This is a genomic window from Janthinobacterium sp. GW823-FHT01H08, from assembly GCF_058797855.1.
In genome coordinates this window covers 5,501,126-5,518,945 of the sequence record NZ_CM179504.1, presented here as the reverse complement: position 1 = coordinate 5,518,945, position 17,820 = coordinate 5,501,126, and the positions used below count along the sequence as shown (strand labels likewise).

Below are 17,820 nucleotides of genomic sequence, written 5' to 3'. Positions count from 1 at the left end.
GTCGGATTACGCGGGGCCTTGCCCCGCCAATCCGACCTACGCTCTTTACGACAGCGTAACCCGACATCACCGCAATGCCAATCAATTACCTGCTTACCCCACCACCTTCACCACGGCATAGCGCTCCAGGGTCTCCTTGCGCGCCTCGTCGTGCTGCACGATGGGTTCCGGATAGTCGCGTCCCAGCACGATGTTTTTTTGCTCGAGCAGCATGCGCGGCACCAGCCAGGGCGCGTGGATTTCCTTGTCGCCCAGCGCCTTCAGCTGCGGCAGGTAGCGGCGGATGAAGCGTCCGCCGGCGTCGAATTTTTCCGACTGCGTGATGGGATTGAAGATGCGGAAGTAGGGCTGGGCGTCGCAGCCGGACGACGACGCCCATTGCCAGCCGCCGTTGTTCGAGGCCAGGTCGAAGTCGTTCAGATGCAGCGCGAAATACGCTTCGCCGCGGCGCCAGTCGATGCCCAGATCCTTGATCAGAAAGCAGGCCGTGACCATGCGCAGGCGGTTGTGCATATAGCCCGTCTGGTTCAGCTGCGCCATGGCCGCGTCGACCAGCGGATAGCCGGTGCGCCCCTCGCACCAGGCGGCAAAGGCGGCATCGGCCTCGGCTCCCGTTTCCCAGGCGATGGTGTCGTAGGCCGGTTTGAAGGCGCCGCCTTCCACGTGCGGGTTCTGGTACAAAATCATGGCGTAGAAATCACGCCAGATCAGTTCGGCCAGCCACACGGGCGCCCCATCGCCGCCGCCGCCCCGGTCCATCAGATCGACCACGGTGCGCACCAGATAGCGCAGCGACACGGTGCCGAAACGCAAATGCATGGACAGGTAGGACGGTCCCTTCAGGGCGGGAAAATCGCGCGCCACGTCATAGCGGGCCACGCGCGGCAAAAAATCCTCGAACAGCGCGCTGGCGCCCGACATGCCGGTGGGGATGGCCAGTTCGGCCAGGTTGCTGGCCTCGAACCCCAGTTCGCCCAAGCTGGGCAGGGGCGACGGCGTGCCGGCGCGGGGCGGCGCCAGGCTGGCCGCATGCGGCTCGATAGCGAATGGCGCCAGGCAGGCGGGTTCGGCGCGCATTTTCTTCAGCCAGGCATTTTTATACGGCGTATAGACGGTGTAGGGTTTGGCCGAGAGCGTCAGCACCTCGTCCTTTTCAAAGATGACCTGGTCCTTGAAGCTGAACCACAGGCGCGCGTCGTGCGTGAGCGCGGCGGCCACCGTGGCGTCGCGGGCGATCGCCTGCGGTTCGTAGTCGTGGTTGGCAAAGACGGCGTCGGCGTTCAATTCGGCGGCCAGGCGCGGAATCGCCTCGGCCGCGGCCGCGTGCAGCACGATCAGGTCGCCGCCCAGCTGGCGCAGCTCGGCGGCCAGCTCGGCCACGCTGGCATGGATGAAGTCGATCCGCCGGTCGCGGCGCGGCAGCGCTGCCAGGATGGCGGTGTCGTATACGAAGACGCAATGCACGGCCTGGCTTTGACGCAGGGCGTGATGCAGTGCAGCATGGTCAAACGCGCGCAGATCGCGGCGGAACCACACCAGGGAAGTCTTAATTGTCATTATTTCGCGTGTTCAAGGTCAAAGATAGGCGATTTTTTGCCGTCAACAGGGCTTTATGGCCGCTCGCGTCGCGCCTTCGGCGTCGCTGCGGCGGCAATTCAGTGTAAACTAGCGGGTATGTTCGCGGTACTTTATGTGCGACAGCGATTTTGCAATCAATTTTACAATTGGCATTGAAATGCGCTTGCAGGCATAGCGAATTGATCATTAATTTATAACATAACAAGAATAACGCCTGGCACCACGGTGCGCGCCGCCCAAGATATGCGGCCGCTTGCGCCGGGCGTACGATAGCGGGGTAAGCGAGACTTGCCAGCAAGCCCACAGAGAGAGCATCGCGTATGAAAAAGAGTAAAATCGACCAGACTCTACCAGGACATCGTCTGATGCAGGGTGTGGGAGAGCCGGCCGCGACCGGATCCTCCACCCTGAATCTGGCGAACCATTTCCTGATTGCGATGCCGGCCATGCAAGATCCGATCTTCGGCGGCACGGTCGTGTACGTGTGTGAGCACAATGAAAACGGCGTGCTGGGCGTCGTCATCAACAAACCCACCGACATGACCATGGAAGTGCTGTTCGACCGCATCGACCTGAAACTCGAGGCTGGCAGCGACACGCCCATCATCAACGAGCCGATCATGTTCGGCGGCCCCGTGCAGGATGACCGCGGCTTCGTGCTGCACACGCCGGGCGCGCGTTATTCCTCGTCGCTGACGGTGACCGATGAAGTGGCGTTTACCACCTCGATCGACGTGCTCGAAGCCGTCGCCAAGGGCGATGGCCCCGAGCGCATGCTCGTCTCGATCGGCTACTCGGGCTGGAGCCCGGGCCAGCTGGAAGACGAGATCGGCCGCAACGGCTGGCTGACGGTAGGCGCCTCGGCCGATATCCTGTTCGATTTCCCCATCGAACAGCGCTACGTGGCGGCCATCAAGTTGCTCGGTATCGATCCCCTCATGCTGGCATCCGAAGCCGGACACGCATGAGGTGGATGCCATAAACCTACTGCGCAGCCCACTTTCGGGCATCCGTTGCTCGCTGTACCTTCGTACAGCTCCGCTACTCAACCCGACATTGAGCTTGCTCGCTACGGTTTCTGACACCACCTATGTTGATCTTTATTATGGAAAAATGCTGTGACGAGTAACGCCATCGACACCATCCTTGCCTTCGATTTCGGCTTGAAACGCATCGGCGTGGCCATCGGCAATACCATGATTTGCCAGGCCAAGCCGCTCAGCGTGATCACGGCCACGGCGAACGAGCCGAAGTTTGCCGCCATCGATAACCTGATCAAGGAGTGGGGCGCCAGCCGCATCGTGGTGGGCTTGCCCAGCCACCCCGATGGCACGGAACACGAGATGAGCGCGCGCTGCCGCCGTTTCGCCAACCAGGTGCATGGCCGCTTCAACCTGCCCGTGGAACTGGTCGACGAGCGCTATTCCTCGGCCGTCATCGCCGCCAAGCGCGGCGAAGTCATCGACGACCGCGCCGCCGCCATCATCCTGCAACAGTATTTCGACGCGAATTATTAATCTGACCCTAGACTCCCTCCCTGAATGATTAAGAACTCTATGCCGCATCCTGCGAATCCTTCCCAACTCGACGCCGAGGCCCTGTATGCAGATTTGCTGCAGCAGGTGCGGAGCGGCCTGGCGGGCATCCCCAACGTGGCCATCGTCGGCATCCATTCGGGCGGCGCCTGGCTGGCTGAACGCCTGGCGCGCGATCTGAATCTGCTCGACCGCCTGGGCGTGCTCGACGTGTCCTTCTACCGCGACGACTTTGCCCAGAAGGGCTTGCATGCGGACGTCAAGCCGACGCAAATCAGCTTCGACGTGGCCGGCGCCACCATCCTGCTGGTCGACGACGTGCTGTACACGGGCCGCACCACGCGCGCGGCCATCAACGAATTGTTCGACTATGGCCGCCCGGCCAAGATCATGCTGGCGGCCCTGGTCGACCGCGGCGAACGCCAGCTGCCGGTGGCCGCCGATTTCGTGGCCGCCTTCACTGCCGTGCCGCCGGGCCAGGCCCTGGTCCTGAAGCAAGCCGACGATGGAAAATTCACGCTCACCATAGATAACAACCATGCTTAATCCGCAACTGAATAAACACGGCGAACTGCAACATCTGCTGACGATCGAAGGCTTGCCGAAGTCTATCGTCAACCATATCCTCGACACGGCTTCCTCGTTCGTCGGCATTTCCGACCGCGACGTGAAAAAGGTACCGCTGATGCGCGGCAAGAGCGTTTTCAACCTGTTCTTTGAAAACTCCACGCGCACCCGCACCACCTTCGAAATCGCCTCGAAGCGCCTGTCGGCCGACGTCATCAACCTGAACATCCAGGCCTCGTCGGCCAGCAAGGGCGAATCGCTGCTCGACACCATCGACAACCTGTCGGCCATGCATGCCGACATGTTCGTCGTGCGCCACGCGCAGTCGGGCGCGCCCTACCTGATCGCCAAGCACCTGATCGACACCAAGCAGCCGCACGTCCACGTGGTCAACGCGGGCGACGGACGCCACGCGCACCCGACCCAGGGCTTGCTCGACATGTACACGATCCGCCATTACAAGAAGGATTTCACGAACCTGACGGTGGCCATCGTGGGCGACATCCTGCACAGCCGCGTGGCCCGTTCCGACATCCATGCGCTGACCACCCTGGGCGTGCCGGAAGTGCGCGCCATCGGCCCGCACACCCTGCTGCCGGGCGGCCTGGAACAGATGGGCGTGCGCACCTTCACCAACATGGATGAAGGCCTCAAGGGCGTAGACGTGATCATCATGCTGCGCCTGCAGAATGAGCGCATGAGCGGCGCGCTGCTGCCGTCGGCGCAGGAATACTTCAAGAGCTATGGCCTCACGCCCGAACGCCTGGCGCTGGCGAAGCCGGATGCCATCGTCATGCACCCGGGCCCGATGAACCGCGGCGTGGAAATCGATTCGGCCGTGGCCGACGGTCCGCAGGCGGTGATCCTGCCGCAGGTGACCTTCGGTATCGCCGTGCGCATGGCGGTAATGAGTATTTTGGCTGGTAATCAGGGCTGATAGCCCAAGGACGAGTAAGCGAGCATGACGACACTACATATCAAGAACGGCCACCTGATCGACCCTGCCAACGGCATCGATGGCTTGCAAGACCTGTTTATCGCCGACGGCAAAGTGCTGGCCGTGGGCAGCGCCCCTGCCGGCTTCACCGCCGACACCACGTTTGACGCGGCCGGCCTGGTGGTTTCCCCCGGCCTGGTCGACCTGTCCGCGCGCCTGCGCGAGCCGGGCTACGAATACAAGGCGACCCTGGAATCGGAACTGCAGGCGGCCCTCCAAGGCGGCGTCACGAGCCTGGTCTGCCCGCCCGACACCGACCCCGTGCTCGATGAGCCGGGCCTGGTGGAAATGCTGAAATACCGCGCCAAGACGCAGAACAAGGCCCACGTGCACCCGCTGGGCGCGCTGACCATGGGCTTGAAGGGCAAGTCGTTGACGGAAATGGCGGAATTGACGGAAGCGGGCTGCATCGGCTTCGCGCAGGCGGAAGAGCCGATTGAGGACACCACCGTGCTGCTGCGCGCCATGCAATACGCGAACACCTTCGGCTACACGGTCTGGCTGCGCCCGCAAGACCCGCACATCGGCCGTGGCGGCATCGCCCACAGCGGCCCGCTGGCGTCGCGCCTGGGCTTGTCCGGCGTGCCCGTGATGTCCGAAACCATCGCCCTGCACACGATTTTCGAATTGATGCGCGCCAGCCGCGCGCGCGTGCACCTGTGCCGCATCTCGTCGGCGGCGGGCCTGGAACTGATCCGTGCCGCCAAGGCCGAAGGCTTGCCCGTCACCTGCGACGTCGGCGTGCACCATGTGCACCTGACGGACGCCGACATCGGTTTCTTCGATCCGAACGCGCGCGTCACGCCGCCGTTCCGCAGCCAGCGCGACCGCGATGCGATCCGCGCCGGCCTGCTCGACGGTACGGTCGACGCCATGTGCTCGGACCACACGCCCGTCGATGACGATGAAAAACTGCTGCCGTTCGGCGAAGCGTCGCCCGGCGCCACGGGCCTGGAACTGCTGCTGTCGCTGGCCCTGAAATGGGCCGACGACTACGCCTTGAACCAGCCGCAAACGGGCGAGCGTCCGCTGGCGCGCGCCGTGGCCAAGGTCACGTCCGATGCGGCGCGTGTCGCCGGCATCCCGGCCGGCAGCCTGGCCGTGGGCGAGGCGGCCGACATCTGCGTCTTCGATCCCGCCGCGCGCTGGACCGTGTCGTCGGCGTCGCTGGCCAGCCAGGGCAAGCACACGCCTTTCCTCGGCTATGAGCTGAGCGGCATCGTCAAGGCGACCATCGTTGCCGGACAGGTGGCGTTTCAGCGCTAATTTTTTGTATCGGAGCCGTAGGTCGGATTAGCGGTACGCGTAATCCGACAAGTCCATGGCGGCTCCTGTCGGCTTACGCAGCGCCTCGCGGGCGCTGCCAAGTCGACCTACGCAGCTGCATGGCTTTGCTTCCAACCTTGGTGTCATTTGAAACTTCTGCTTACCTACCGCCTCGCGCGCATCGCCATTCACCTGAGCTGCGGCATGGCCAAGAGCGCCGTGCTCTTTCCCTGGCTGGACCTGGAAGGGCGCAACCGGCGCATCCGCCGCTGGTCGACGCAGCTGCTCGACATCTGCGGCGTCCACGTTGCACAGCCGGCGGACAGCGTACCGGCACTCGACCATGCGATGATGGTGGCGAACCACGTCTCGTGGCTCGACATCTTCGTCATCAATGCCGTCCACCCTTGCCGTTTCGTCGCCAAGGCGGAAATCCGCGCCTGGCCTATCCTCGGCTGGCTGGCGGGGCGCGCCGGCACCATCTTCATTTCGCGCGGCAGCAAGCGCGACCTGCGCCTGATCTTCCAGGGCCTGGTGGACAAATTGGCGGCGGGCGAACGCATTGCGTTTTTCCCCGAAGGCACGACCGCCGCGCAAGGGCAGATCCTGCCGTTTCACGCCAACCTGTTCGAGGCGGCCATCGACGCGCAAGTGCCGGTGCAGCCGTTCGCGCTCGTGTATGTGGATGACAAGGGGGCGCTGCACCACGCCGTCGACTTCATCGGCGACATGAGCTTTGCGCAAAGCATGGTGGCGATCCTGAGCGGCCCGCCGATCACGGCGCGCCTGACCTGTCTGGCGCCAGTGGCGACGTCCGACGCGCACCGGCGCGAACTGGCGGCGGCAACGCAGGCGGCCGTGGCCGCTGCGCTGCCGCTGGAAAAGGCGGCCTAGTTTTTGACGTGCAGCCAGCGCGCATGCGCGGCGCGGGCCAGGTAGTCGAGGATGAAGCCTAACATCCCGATCAGCACGATGGCGGCCATCAGCTCCGAATACGCGAGGCGGTCGCGCGTGTCGAGGATGAAGTAGCCGAGGCCGGCCGATACGCCCAGCATTTCCGCCGGCACCAGCACGATCCAGATGATGCCGATGGCCAGCCGCACGCCCGTCAGGATATCGGCCGTGATGCCCGGCAAAATCACCTTGAAGACGATCTCGCTGCGCGTGGCCGACAGGCTGCGCGCCAGCAGCAGCCAGTTCGGGTCGAGCCGCGCCACGCCGGCCGCCGTATTGAGCAAAATCGGCCAGACGGCCGCAAACGCCAGCAGGAAGTATACGGGCGCGTCGCCGACGCCGAGCACCATCACGGCGATCGGCATCCACGACAGCGGCGAAATCATGCGCAGCAGCTGGAACAGCGGCATGGCCGCGCCGGAAAAGCTCTTCGACATGGCCACCAGCACGCCCAGCGGCACGCCGATGACGATCGCCAGCCCCAGGCCCACGGCCACCCTTTGCAGACTCAAGACCACGTGCAGCCAGATATCGGAACCACCGAGCATCTCCCTGAACGCCAGCGCCGTGGGCAAGGGCGCGAAGGCGGTGGCGATCGGCGTGGATTTCTCCAGTGCCGTCACACCCATGGACCACAGCAGCAAGGCACAGGCCAGCCCCACCAGGGGCAGGCTGAACTTCGTGAACAACTTGCTTGCCATCGTCAGACCGCCACGGTTTCGCTGCGCAGCAGATTGGCCGGCAAGCCGAAGGCGGCCGGTCCGCCGACTGCCGTGATGGCCTTGCGCACGAAGCGGTCATCGACCAGGTCGCGCGCGGCGAACTTCGGATCGAGATTCGCCAGGAAGCGCGTATCGCCCTCGACCTTGGTGCGGCCGATGGCGCGCACCAGTTCTTCCGTGTACGAGGCAAATGGATACGGCTGGAAGTCGATGCGGCGCTGCTGCCAGTTCTTGTGCACGATCAGGCCCTGCTTTTCATAGCCGGCGTAATCGGTGGTGGCCAGCACCTTGGTCAGCACCTGCAGCGGATGCGGCGTGTAGCGGTGGTCGCCCACGTTCGACAGCAGCTTGGCCGTGTCGACCTGGTTCGAGCGCGTCCACAGCTGCGCCTTGACGATGGCGTTGGTGACCTTTTGCGCCCATTCCGGGCGCGTGTTGATGTCGCGCTCGGACAGGAAGGTGACGCAGCACGCATGGTTTTTCCACACGTCGCCCGAGAAGCGCAGGATCTTGCCGATGCCGGCGTTTTCCGCCGCCGCGTTGAACGGCTCGGCCACGATGTAGCCGGCAATCGACTTACTGGCCAGGGCCGAGACCATTTCGGCCGGCGCCAGCACGATCAGATTGACTTCATTCGGCTTGATGGCCGCGTTGCGCGCGCGCGTGACCGGCGTCAGGCCATTCGAGGACAGGATCTGCTGCAGCAGGATGTTGTGGATCGAGTACCAGAATGGGATGGCGACCGTGCGTCCGCCCAGGTCGGAGACCTTGTTGATCTCGTTGGCCACCGTCAGCGCGGAGCCGTTGACGTGGTTCCAGGCGACGACTTTCGCGGGGAACTTGGCGCCGTAGCGCACCCACAGGGTAGCCGGCGACAGCAGGTGGATGACGTTGACCTGGCCGGCGACGAACGCTTCGATGATCTGCGCCCAGCTGCGGAACAGGCGCGGCGTTTCCGCCTGCAAGCCTTCCGCCTCGAACAGCTTGCGCGCGTGGGCGACGAGCAGCGGGGTGGCGTCGGTGATCGGCAGGTAGCCGATCTTGACGGGCTGGTCATCGCCTTTCGGGCCTTGCTGGGCCATGGCGTCGCCGGCGAACAGCAGGGGAGAGGCGACGCTGGCCGTGGCCAGGGCCGACATGCGCAGGAAGTCGCGCCGCGTCAGGCCGCAGTCGCAATCGGAGGAGGCGCAGATATGCAGGGGTTTGTTATCGTGTGGGAGGGACATGAAGGTTCCAGTAAAGTGCATTAGTGGGCGGCGTGGGCCTGATCTTGCTGTTGCAGCGCCTGCAGGGCGTCGAGGATGTCCATCTTGAGGGCGATCACGTCGGCGCTGTGGCCGATGCGCGGCTGGTCGATGGCGACGGGCCATTCGCGCACGATGTTGCCCGGCTTACCGCCCATGAGCAGGATGCGGTCGGCGACGAGGATGGCTTCGTCGATGTCGTGCGTGACCAGCAGCACGGCCGTGTGCCAGCGGTGCACCACGTCGACCAGCAGCGACTGCATCTCGGCGCGGGTGATGGCGTCGAGGGCGGAAAACGGTTCGTCGGCGAACAGCAGTTCCGGTTCGCGCGCCAGCGCGCGGGCCAGCGCCACGCGCTGCGCCATGCCGCCCGACAGCGCGGACGGATACAGTTTTTCGCGCCCCTTTAAACCGACGGCTTCGATGGCTTGCGCCACGCGCGCCTCGTGCGCTGCGCGCGTGAGCTGCGGCTGGTGCTTGAAGTCCAGGCCGAAGCCCGCGTTGCCCGTGACGTTCAGCCAGGGCAAAAGGCTCGCCTGCTGGAACACGAGGGCGCTGCGCGGGTCCGGTTCGCGCATGGGCGCATCGAGGAATTGAATGGCGCCCGTCGATGGCGGCTGCAGGCCGGCCAGCACGCGCAGCAGGCTCGATTTGCCGCAGCCGCTGCCGCCCAGCAGGCAGACGATCTCGCGCTTGCGCACACCCAGCGAGACGTGCTGGAACACGGGCGTGCTGCCCGCATAGGAAAAGCTCAGGTCCTGCGCCTGCAAGGCCCAATCAGCAACGCTCATGCCGGGGCTCCCGCTGCCGCCTGCTGGCTGTCGAACAGCTGCAAGGCCGATTGCAACTGCGTCAGGCTGGGGGTGACGATGGGGATGAACGACGATTCGCGCCAGCGGCGGGCAAAGCCCTGCTGTTCGGCGTTCAGGTAGGCGCGCCCGCCCATGGCTTGCAGTTCCAGCATCAGCGCCTGCTGCAGCACGTCGGCCAGCTGTATGCGCAGGCGGAACATGGCCGGCGCCTGCGTCTTGAAGCGGCCGTCGTGCACGCCGGCCAGCAAGGTGGCGACGGCGCTTTCCAGTGTCGCTTGCAGCGCTTCGATGCGTGGCGTGAGCTGGTTGCGCGAGCCGGCCGAGATTTGCGCCGCCTTTGCCAGGCTGGCGCGCGCCAGGCCGATCGACAGGCCGCACTGCATGCCGAGGAACGATGGGCGCACCTGCGGCAGCCAGGCCGGCGCGTTGTCGCTGATGATGTCCGCGGCGGGGATGTGCACCTGCGCCAGCTTGACGGAAGCCGTATTGCTGCCGCGCAGGGCAATCAGGTCCAGGTCATCGCTGCGCTTGACGCCCGCCGTGCCGCTGTCGAAGGCGACGATGACGGGCGGCGCGCCGTCGTCGGGCGCCACGGCGGCTGCCGCGACAAAGCCGGCCTTGCGCAAGTTGGTCACCCAGGCCAGGCCGCCGTTGACGAGCAAGCCGTCATCGTGGCGCGCGCCCGTGATTTGCAGCTGCTCGATGCCGGACAAGAATTTCATCGCGTTCGACAAACCGCTGGCGCCTGCCTGCGTGCCGGCCAGCAGGCCGGGCAAACGGCGCTCGGCCAGTGCGCGGTTCTCGCTTTGCAGCAGGAATTCGATAAAGCAGCGCTGGCCCCAGAAGACAAAGGCTGCCGTCACCGATTGCCCGGCCACCTTGGCGATGGCGTCGATGGCGTCGCGCACGTCGCCGCCCGCGCCGCCGTGTTCCTGCGGCACGCCGATGGCCAGCAGCTTGTCGCCGGCCAATGCCGGCAATACGGTTTCAGCCAGCTCCGGCGATTGGTCGAGCTGGTCGGCATGCATGTGCAGCCAGTGAGTGAGGTTCGCCATGTCAGACGGCGCCAGGCAGGTAGGGCGTCAATTGCGGATTGACGGGCGTGCCGGCCAGGCTGTTGGAGAAATTGCACAGGGTGGCCAGGCTGATGCCCAGCACGACTTCGAGCGCCTGCTGTTCGTTGTAGCCGGCGGCCAGGAAGGCTTGATATTCGGCGTCGCTGACGGCGCCGCGCGTGGCGATGACGGCCGTGGCAAAGGCGGCGACGGCGTCGAGCTTCGTATCGCCCGTCGGCTGGCCGTGCTGCAGGGCGCGCACCGTGTCCGGTGTCTGGCCCGCTTTTTTCAGCGAGATGGCGCTATGGCCGGCGATGCAGAAATCGCAGCCATGGATGCGCGCGGCCGTGATCTGCACCACTTCGCGCTCCATCAGGGTCAGGCTGGCGCGCGCATTGATGCCGGAGACGGTCAGATAGGTTTCCAGTGCCAGCGGGGCATTGGCCAGCACGCCGATCAGATTGGGCAGGAAGCCATTGTTGGCGATGGCCTTTTCCACGAAGGGGCGGCTGTCGGCCGGGGCGGTATCGAGAGTGTGCAGCGTCAGACGGGACATGGGGTACCTTGCTAAGTTAGTAAGTCACCCGGTCATTATATCGGCCATGCCGTGCACGCAACAGACGTCAGCGTCGTCCTTTTGTGCTCGTTCGTCTGCGATTGTGTGATCCTTGATTCCGGCAGGCTCTTAGCTGGCCAGCTGGCGCAATCGCTGGTCGCGCCGGTAGGCGCCCGGCTGCTCGCCCGTGACCCGCTTGAAGGCGCGCGTAAAGGCGGCGTGCGAGCGGTAGCCCACCAGTTCGGCGGCGCGTTCGACGGAGACGCCGTCGTGCAGACGCCGCGCGGCGATCTTCATGCGCAGCAGGAGCAGGAACTGGGCCGGCGAGTGGCCGCTGGCGCTGGCGAAATGCTTGCAGAAGCTGGCGCGCGACATGCACGCTGCCTTGGCCATGTTCTCGATCGACCAGTCGTCGGCAGGGGCGTCGAGCATGCGTTCGAGCAGTGGCGAAAATGCGGGCTGGTGCAGCAGCGACAGCAGGCCGGCCGCCACCTGCTCGCCCTGCGCCACATGGCGGATCAGGTAAAAGAACAGCAGCTCGACCAGGCGCGCGATGAGCGGCGACGGTTGCTCCGGATCGCCGCCTGCTTCGGCGAGGATCAGGTCGAACAGCGCGGCGGCGGCGCTGAAGGCGGGCGCGTCGCCGCGTATCAGCAGATACGGCGGGAACGAGTCGACGATCAGCGCGGAGAGGGCGCCGCGAAATTGAAAGAAGCCGCAGGCCAGCGCCGTCGCCGGCTGCTGCGTGGGCGTTTGCAGCGGCAGCATCGCTTGCGCGCTCACCGCCTGCAGCGGATCGCTGTGGGGACTGAGGAAGTGCGGCAAGTCGCGCAGCAGGAAGACGCCGTCGCGCGGGCCGAGCGCAATGGGCGCCGCGCCGTCGAGGTGCAAGTAGCAATGGCCATCGAGCACCAGGTGAAAGCTGCCCAGTTCCCGCCCCGCCGTGGAAGCGCGCCAGCGGCCGCAGTACTGGCCCACATGCAGGACGGCGGTGTCGAGTTCCAGGCTGCCGAGCAGCCAGCGCGCCAGTCTGTCGGTATCAGGATGCATGGGATCGCAAAGGCAAAAGCGCCATCATACGGGCCAGACGCGGCAAGGCCAACGACCGATTTCGACTAAGCATATGCGCGCCAAGCTTGGTGATTACTGCTTGCCGCTATGCTGCTGGAACGCGGGGCAGTCGACTTGCAGCAGCGAGCGGTCCTCCAGGCACACGGCCGACAGTTTCCCGCCCCAGACGCAGCCGCTATCGAGTCCGATCAGGTGCGGCCTTAGTAGCAGTCCCAGCGCCGACCAGTGGCCGAAGACGATGGTGTCGCCGGCGCTGCGCCGGCCCGGCACGTCGAACCAGGGCAGCAGGCCGGAGCCTGGCGGCGGGCTGCCGCTTTCCTTCATCTTGAAATCCATTACACCGTCCGGCGTGCAAAAGCGCAGCCGCGTCATGGCGTTGACGATGCAGCGCAGCCGGTCGGCGCCCTGCAGGTCGTCGCGCCAGGCGGCCGGCTCGTTGCCGTACATGGTGCGCAGGAACGCCACCCAATCGTCGCTGCGCAGCATGGCGGACACCTCCTCGCTCAGGGACAGGGCCTGGGCCGCGCTCCATTGCGGCAGCAAGCCTGCATGCACGAGCACATGGCCATCGTGTTCCAGTGCCAGTGGCCGCTGGCGCAGCCAGTCGATCAACTCCTCGCGGTCGGGTGCATCGAGGATGTCGGCGAGGGTGTCGGACGCATGCTCGGGCCGGATGCCGTTGGCCACGGCCAGCAAGTGCAAGTCATGGTTGCCCAGGACGCTGTCGGCCAGGCCTTGCTGCGCCAGGGCGTGCACGTGGCGCAGGGTGGCCAGCGAGGCCGGGCCGCGATTGATCAAGTCGCCCGCGAACAGCAGGCGGTACGGACCGCCCGCTGCCGCCTGGATCCGTTCGATCAATTCGACGGTTTGTGCATGACAGCCTTGCAGATCGCCGATAAAGTAAGTTTTCATATGTGCCGGGGTGAAGTGAACTACGCGCCTGCATTATAAGCATGCCCGCCCTTTGGCGTTGGGGCATTTCTGGCAGGTGCGCGATTGCGCGCATGGCCGGCGGGAAGAAAAACGCGGGCGCCGATTATGCCGCATGGGAATTTGATTCAGCGGTATGTCACGCTGCCGTATCACGCTGCCGTATAGGAATAATAATCCGCTGGCATGCCGTTCAGGCACGCGGGAATGCCATTTAATTCATGGTTATTCATTTTTCATGCGGGCTTCCGGTATATTCTTCATTTAATCTTAATGTTGGCCCGCCAAATAAATCGAGGGCCGTGATTCAATTGATGATGGATTATGCGTTGGTGCACAGATATTTATGCAATGTAGTATATTCCACGTGATTTTATTATTTAAATGAATATAAAGGATGTACCAATGGATCTGTCTACGATGACGATGCTGGAATTGCGCAAACTGGAAGATAATGTCAAGCAGGAGTTGAACAGCCGCGAGCGCGAAGACTTGAACAAGGCGCGCGAACAGATCATGGCCATCGCGCAGCAAGCCGGCATTCCGCTGAAACAGCTGATACTCGATGGCTTGCACCCGCGCACGGGCAAAGTCGCGGTGCGTTACCGCCATCCTGAGAATGCGACCGAGCAATGGACAGGCCGTGGCCGTCAGCCGCTGTGGGTCAGGCAGTGGGTGGAATCGGGCAAGTCGATCGATCTGCTGCGCGTATAATTCGGTATACTCTTGGCGTAGTGGCAAGCCGCCAGCCGCGCGCTGCACCTTGCCAGGCACCTTATTGACCCTACTTATACCGGCCACACCATGCTCCCATTGTCCAGAACGATCTTCAAGGCCTACGATATTCGCGGCATCATCGCTAAAACCCTCGATGCCGGCGTGGCCCACAAGATCGGTCAGGCATTTGGCCAGGCCGCCCTGGCCAAGGGCGAGCAGCGGGTCGTGATCGGCCGCGATGGCCGTCTGTCGGGACCGGAATTGACGGCGGCGCTGGCGCAGGGCTTGCAAGCGGCGGGCGTCGACGTGATCGACCTGGGCGTGGTGGCCACGCCGATGGTCTACTTCGGCACGAATGTGCTCGACACGCGCTCCGGCATCATGGTCACGGGCAGCCACAATCCGCCCGACTACAACGGCTTCAAGATGGTGCTGGCCGGTGAAGCGATCCACGGCGAAGCGATCCAGGCGCTGTACCACAGCATCGTCGCGCACGACGGCAGCGCCAGTGCCAAGCCGGGCTCCTATGCCACGCACGATATCCGCACGGCCTACCTGGCGCGCATCCTGGGCGACGTCAAGCTGGCGCGCCCGATCAAGATCGCCGTCGACTGCGGCAATGGCGTGGCCGGCGCATTCGCGGGGGACCTGTTCCGCGGCATGGGCTGCGAAGTCATCGAACTGTTCTGCGAAGTCGACGGCCACTTCCCGAACCACCATCCGGACCCGGCGCACCCGGAAAACCTGCAGGACCTGATCCGCTGCCTGGCCGAGACGGATGCCGAAATCGGCATCGCCTTCGACGGCGACGGCGACCGCCTGGGCGTGGTCACCAAGGATGGCCAGATCATCTACCCTGACCGCCAGATGATGCTGTTCGCGGCCGACGTGCTGACCCGCCATCCTGGCGCGCAGATTTTGTACGATGTGAAATGCACGCGCCACCTGGCGCCGTGGATCAGCAAGCATGGCGGCGTACCGCTGATGTACAAGACGGGCCACTCGCTGGTAAAAGCCAAGCTGCGCGAAACGGGTGCGCCGCTGGGCGGCGAAATGAGCGGCCATATCTTCTTCAAGGACCGCTGGTACGGTTTCGACGACGGCATGTATTCGGCCGCGCGCCTGCTCGAAATCCTCACGCGCGAAGCGGATCCGTCGGCTTTGCTGAATTCCCTGCCGCAGTCCGACAGCACGCCGGAACTGCACCTGGAGCTGAAGGAGGGCGAGAACGTCGCGCTGATGGACATGCTGCGCCGCGACGCCGTCTTCCCCGGCAATGAACAGATCATCACCATCGACGGCTTGCGCGTGGAATACGCGGACGGCTTCGGCCTGGCCCGCTCGTCGAACACCACGCCAGTGATCGTCATGCGCTTCGAAGCGGAAACGCCGGCAGCCCTGGCGCGCATCCAGGGACAGTTCAAGAGCGTGATCCTGGCCGCCAAGCCTGATGCCGTGCTGCCGTTCTGACAGCATGGCCGCTCAACCAGGCGCGCAGGCGCCCTTGAAAATCCTGCTGGTGCGCGTGTCCTCGCTGGGCGACGTGCTGCATAACCTGCCGATGGTGGCGGACATCGCCCGCCATTTCCCGAACGCGACCATCGACTGGGTGGTTGAAGAGGGCTACACCAGCCTGGTGCGCCTGAACGCGCGCGTCAATACCATTTTCCCGTTCGCGCTGCGGCGCTGGCGCAAGAGTCTGGGCAAGAAAGAGACGCGCGCGGAAATCGCCGCCTTCTTCCGCAGCCTGCGCCAGACGCGCTACGATTATGTGTTCGATACCCAGGGCTTGCTCAAGACGGGCATCATCATGGGCGCCGCGCGCCTGGCGCCGGGCGGACAGAAGGTCGGCCTAGCCAATGGCAGCGAAGGCTCCGGCTACGAAGGCATCTCGCGCCTGTTCCACACCAAAAGCATTCCGCTCGACCCGCGCACGCATGCGGTAGCGCGCGGCCGCCTGGTCGCTGCCGCCGCACTCGGCTACACGATCGACACGCCGGCCGATTTCGGCTTGCCGGAAGTCTCGCGCAACGAGCCGCGCCCGGACTGGATGGGCGAAGCTCCCTACTGCGTGTATTTCCACGGTACGGCGCGCGACGCCAAGAAATGGGCGCCGGAAAACTGGATCGCCCTGGGCCGTGCCTTGGCGCCGATGCCGATTTTGCTGCCCTGGGGTTCGCCCAGGGAAAAGGCGGAAGCCGAACAACTTGCGGCCGGTCTGCCGAACGCGCGCGTGCTGCCGAAACTGTCGATGGACGATGCCACCCTGCTGGCGCGCCACGCGGCGCTGGTGATCGGCGTCGACACGGGTCTGACGCATATCGCGGCCGCCTTCGTGCGCCCGACGGTGGAAATCTATGCCGATTCTCCGCTGTGGAAAACGGAAGGCAACTGGTCGCCGAACATCATCAACCTGGGCGACAAGGGTGCGCCGCCCGGCGTGCCGGAAGTGCTGGCCGCGGCACAACGCCTGCTGACCGAACATCCTCCCGCCTGACTTCAACCGCCTGACCTTAACATTCAACAATCATGCGACTTCTTTATACCCTTGCCTGGTGGCTGGCCTTGCCCCTGGTGCTGGCGCGGCTGTGGCTGCGCGGACGCCAGGAACCCGGCTACCGCCAGCACTGGGGCGAGCGCCTGGGCTTTTACGGCCGCCAGCCGACAACGGCTACAGACACCATCTGGCTGCACGCCGTCTCCGTCGGCGAGACGCGCGCGGCCGAGCCGCTGATCGATGCGCTGCTGGCCGCCTGGCCCAGGTGCCGCATCGTCCTCACGCACATGACGCCGACGGGGCGTGCGACGGGCAAGGCGCTGTTCGCCAAACACGGCGCGCGCCTCGTGCAAAGCTATCTGCCCTACGACACGGGCGCCATGCCGGCCCGTTTCATCCGCCATTTCACCCCGCGCATCTGCATCCTGATGGAGACGGAAGTGTGGCCGAATCTGATCCACCAATGCACTCGCTACAAAGTGCCCGTGGTGCTGGCCAACGCGCGCTTGTCGCAGCGTTCGCTGGGCAAGGCGCAGCGTCTGGGCAAGCTGATTGCCGATGCGGCGCGCGGCATCACCCTGGTGGCGGCGCAGACGCAGGACGACGCCGATCGCGTGCGCCAGCTGGGCGTGCAGGACGTGGTGGTCACGGGCAGCATCAAGTTCGACGTCGTCGTGCCCGAGGCGGCCCTGGCGACGGGGGCAGCGCTGCGCGCCGCCATCGGTGCGCGCCCCGTGCTGCTGTGCGCCAGCACGCGCGAAGGCGAAGAGCAGCTGATCCTCGATGCCTTTACCCGCGCCAGCTTGCCCGATGATGCGCTGCTGCTGATCGTGCCGCGCCACCCGCAGCGCTTCGACGAGGTGGAAAAATTGATCGCGGCGCACGGCCTGGCCGTGCAGCGCAGGTCGGGCCTGGCGCAGGACGATGTGGTGGCGGCGGGCACGCAGGTGCTGCTGGGCGACTCGATGGGCGAGATGTTTGCGTACTACGCGGCCTGCGATTGCGCATTCGTCGGCGGCAGCCTGCTGCCGCTGGGCGGACAAAACCTGATCGAGCCGGCGGCCCTGGGCAAGCCCGTGCTGATCGGTCCGCACACCTTCAATTTCGCGCTGGTCACCGAGCAGGCGATTGCCGCCGGCGGCGCCGCGCTGGTGGCGGATGCCGATGCGCTGATGGCGCAGGCATCTGCCTTGCTGCAGGATCCGGCGCGTTTATCGTCGATGGGTCAAAAGGCGCTGGCGTTTGCCAGCCAGCACCGGGGCGCCACGCCGCGCACCATCGCGGCGATTCAACCTTTATTGTTGGTTTAATTCCGGGGT

General features: G+C 64.8%; 18 protein-coding genes. 10 read left to right on the top strand and 8 right to left on the bottom strand.

Going from position 1 to position 17,820, the window contains the following annotated elements:
* Window positions 1–93: 93 nt before the first annotated feature.
* A complete protein-coding gene (locus AC3RCG_RS24755; RefSeq protein WP_492402336.1) occupies window positions 94–1,557 on the bottom strand; it encodes a cryptochrome/photolyase family protein in 1,464 nt (487 codons plus the stop codon).
* A 386-nt stretch (window positions 1,558–1,943) separates the two neighbouring features.
* On the opposite strand from AC3RCG_RS24755, the gene AC3RCG_RS24750 reads away from it, so the two are divergent.
* From AC3RCG_RS24750 to AC3RCG_RS24725, 6 genes are all read left to right on the top strand, one after another.
* A complete protein-coding gene (locus AC3RCG_RS24750; RefSeq protein ID WP_070222127.1) occupies window positions 1,944–2,546 on the top strand; it encodes a YqgE/AlgH family protein in 603 nt (200 codons plus the stop codon).
* A gap of 165 nt (window positions 2,547–2,711) precedes the next feature.
* Complete coding sequence (gene ruvX, locus AC3RCG_RS24745) at window positions 2,712–3,095, top strand: Holliday junction resolvase RuvX (RefSeq protein ID WP_070222165.1); 384 nt, start codon at window positions 2,712–2,714, stop codon at window positions 3,093–3,095.
* A 39-nt stretch (window positions 3,096–3,134) separates the two neighbouring features.
* The gene (pyrR, locus tag AC3RCG_RS24740; protein WP_070222125.1) at window positions 3,135–3,659 is read left to right on the top strand and encodes a bifunctional pyr operon transcriptional regulator/uracil phosphoribosyltransferase PyrR; all 525 of its coding nucleotides are present in this window, start codon (window positions 3,135–3,137) and stop codon (window positions 3,657–3,659) included.
* Window positions 3,652–4,617 (top strand): aspartate carbamoyltransferase catalytic subunit, encoded by a 966-nt coding sequence (locus AC3RCG_RS24735; protein WP_034746695.1) that lies wholly within the window; start codon window positions 3,652–3,654, stop codon window positions 4,615–4,617. The genes pyrR and AC3RCG_RS24735 overlap by 8 nt, the downstream gene beginning before the upstream one ends.
* A 24-nt stretch (window positions 4,618–4,641) precedes the next feature.
* Complete coding sequence (locus AC3RCG_RS24730) at window positions 4,642–5,943, top strand: dihydroorotase (protein ID WP_409027851.1); 1,302 nt, start codon at window positions 4,642–4,644, stop codon at window positions 5,941–5,943.
* Window positions 5,944–6,090: 147 nt separating this feature from the next.
* Window positions 6,091–6,837 carry a lysophospholipid acyltransferase family protein gene (locus AC3RCG_RS24725; RefSeq protein ID WP_492402337.1) on the top strand — a complete coding sequence of 249 codons (747 nt, stop codon included), beginning with the start codon at window positions 6,091–6,093 and terminating at the stop codon, window positions 6,835–6,837.
* On the opposite strand, the gene AC3RCG_RS24720 is transcribed toward AC3RCG_RS24725, so the two are convergent.
* The 7 genes from AC3RCG_RS24720 to AC3RCG_RS24690 all read right to left on the bottom strand — a co-directional run bounded on the left by AC3RCG_RS24720 (window position 6,834) and on the right by AC3RCG_RS24690 (window position 13,269).
* On the bottom strand, window positions 6,834–7,598 hold the full coding sequence (locus tag AC3RCG_RS24720; protein ID WP_492402338.1) for an ABC transporter permease: 765 nt from the start codon (window positions 7,596–7,598) through the stop codon (window positions 6,834–6,836). The genes AC3RCG_RS24725 and AC3RCG_RS24720 overlap by 4 nt on opposite strands.
* Before the next feature lie 2 nt (window positions 7,599–7,600).
* Window positions 7,601–8,845, bottom strand: a complete 1,245-nt coding sequence (locus tag AC3RCG_RS24715) for an ABC transporter substrate-binding protein (protein WP_492402339.1) — start codon at window positions 8,843–8,845, stop codon at window positions 7,601–7,603.
* Window positions 8,846–8,865: 20 nt separating this feature from the next.
* The gene (locus AC3RCG_RS24710) at window positions 8,866–9,654 is read right to left on the bottom strand and encodes an ABC transporter ATP-binding protein (protein WP_070310174.1); all 789 of its coding nucleotides are present in this window, start codon (window positions 9,652–9,654) and stop codon (window positions 8,866–8,868) included.
* Entirely contained in the window at window positions 9,651–10,730 is a 1,080-nt protein-coding gene (locus tag AC3RCG_RS24705; protein ID WP_070290472.1) for an acyl-CoA dehydrogenase family protein, read from the bottom strand. The genes AC3RCG_RS24710 and AC3RCG_RS24705 overlap by 4 nt, the downstream gene beginning before the upstream one ends.
* Before the next feature lies 1 nt (window position 10,731).
* Window positions 10,732–11,286, bottom strand: a complete 555-nt coding sequence (locus AC3RCG_RS24700) for a carboxymuconolactone decarboxylase family protein (RefSeq protein ID WP_070222110.1) — start codon at window positions 11,284–11,286, stop codon at window positions 10,732–10,734.
* A gap of 129 nt (window positions 11,287–11,415) precedes the next feature.
* Entirely contained in the window at window positions 11,416–12,336 is a 921-nt protein-coding gene (locus tag AC3RCG_RS24695) for an AraC family transcriptional regulator (RefSeq protein ID WP_099410784.1), read from the bottom strand.
* A 93-nt stretch (window positions 12,337–12,429) separates the two neighbouring features.
* Window positions 12,430–13,269, bottom strand: coding sequence for a symmetrical bis(5'-nucleosyl)-tetraphosphatase (locus AC3RCG_RS24690; protein ID WP_099410785.1), 840 nt, complete (start codon window positions 13,267–13,269; stop codon window positions 12,430–12,432).
* Window positions 13,270–13,692: 423 nt separating this feature from the next.
* Between AC3RCG_RS24690 and AC3RCG_RS24685 the strand changes: the two genes are divergently transcribed.
* From AC3RCG_RS24685 to waaA, 4 genes are all read left to right on the top strand, one after another.
* Window positions 13,693–14,001, top strand: a complete 309-nt coding sequence (locus AC3RCG_RS24685) for an H-NS histone family protein (protein WP_070221029.1) — start codon at window positions 13,693–13,695, stop codon at window positions 13,999–14,001.
* 90 nt (window positions 14,002–14,091) lie between these two features.
* Window positions 14,092–15,474, top strand: a complete 1,383-nt coding sequence (locus AC3RCG_RS24680; RefSeq protein ID WP_121670438.1) for a phosphomannomutase/phosphoglucomutase — start codon at window positions 14,092–14,094, stop codon at window positions 15,472–15,474.
* Window positions 15,475–15,478: 4 nt separating this feature from the next.
* The gene (waaC, locus tag AC3RCG_RS24675; RefSeq protein WP_070290465.1) at window positions 15,479–16,501 is read left to right on the top strand and encodes a lipopolysaccharide heptosyltransferase I; all 1,023 of its coding nucleotides are present in this window, start codon (window positions 15,479–15,481) and stop codon (window positions 16,499–16,501) included.
* Window positions 16,502–16,533: 32 nt separating this feature from the next.
* The gene (gene waaA, locus AC3RCG_RS24670; protein WP_492402340.1) at window positions 16,534–17,811 is read left to right on the top strand and encodes a lipid IV(A) 3-deoxy-D-manno-octulosonic acid transferase; all 1,278 of its coding nucleotides are present in this window, start codon (window positions 16,534–16,536) and stop codon (window positions 17,809–17,811) included.
* Window positions 17,812–17,820 lie beyond the last annotated feature (9 nt).

Bases quoted from the DNA above. Each gene is read 5' to 3' on its own strand.
- AC3RCG_RS24755 (WP_492402336.1), bottom strand. From the start codon at position 1,557: ATGACAATTAAGACTTCCCTGGTGTGGTTCCGCCGCGATCTGCGCGCG.
- AC3RCG_RS24750 (WP_070222127.1), top strand. From the start codon at position 1,944: ATGCAGGGTGTGGGAGAGCCGGCCGCGACCGGATCCTCCACCCTGAAT.
- pyrR (WP_070222125.1), top strand. From the start codon at position 3,135: ATGCCGCATCCTGCGAATCCTTCCCAACTCGACGCCGAGGCCCTGTAT.
- AC3RCG_RS24735 (WP_034746695.1), top strand. From the start codon at position 3,652: ATGCTTAATCCGCAACTGAATAAACACGGCGAACTGCAACATCTGCTG.
- AC3RCG_RS24730 (WP_409027851.1), top strand. From the start codon at position 4,642: ATGACGACACTACATATCAAGAACGGCCACCTGATCGACCCTGCCAAC.
- AC3RCG_RS24720 (WP_492402338.1), bottom strand. From the start codon at position 7,598: ATGGCAAGCAAGTTGTTCACGAAGTTCAGCCTGCCCCTGGTGGGGCTG.
- AC3RCG_RS24715 (WP_492402339.1), bottom strand. From the start codon at position 8,845: ATGTCCCTCCCACACGATAACAAACCCCTGCATATCTGCGCCTCCTCC.
- AC3RCG_RS24710 (WP_070310174.1), bottom strand. From the start codon at position 9,654: ATGAGCGTTGCTGATTGGGCCTTGCAGGCGCAGGACCTGAGCTTTTCC.
- AC3RCG_RS24705 (WP_070290472.1), bottom strand. From the start codon at position 10,730: ATGGCGAACCTCACTCACTGGCTGCACATGCATGCCGACCAGCTCGAC.
- AC3RCG_RS24700 (WP_070222110.1), bottom strand. From the start codon at position 11,286: ATGTCCCGTCTGACGCTGCACACTCTCGATACCGCCCCGGCCGACAGC.
- AC3RCG_RS24695 (WP_099410784.1), bottom strand. From the start codon at position 12,336: ATGCATCCTGATACCGACAGACTGGCGCGCTGGCTGCTCGGCAGCCTG.
- AC3RCG_RS24690 (WP_099410785.1), bottom strand. From the start codon at position 13,269: ATGAAAACTTACTTTATCGGCGATCTGCAAGGCTGTCATGCACAAACC.
- AC3RCG_RS24685 (WP_070221029.1), top strand. From the start codon at position 13,693: ATGGATCTGTCTACGATGACGATGCTGGAATTGCGCAAACTGGAAGAT.
- AC3RCG_RS24680 (WP_121670438.1), top strand. From the start codon at position 14,092: ATGCTCCCATTGTCCAGAACGATCTTCAAGGCCTACGATATTCGCGGC.
- waaC (WP_070290465.1), top strand. From the start codon at position 15,479: ATGGCCGCTCAACCAGGCGCGCAGGCGCCCTTGAAAATCCTGCTGGTG.
- waaA (WP_492402340.1), top strand. From the start codon at position 16,534: ATGCGACTTCTTTATACCCTTGCCTGGTGGCTGGCCTTGCCCCTGGTG.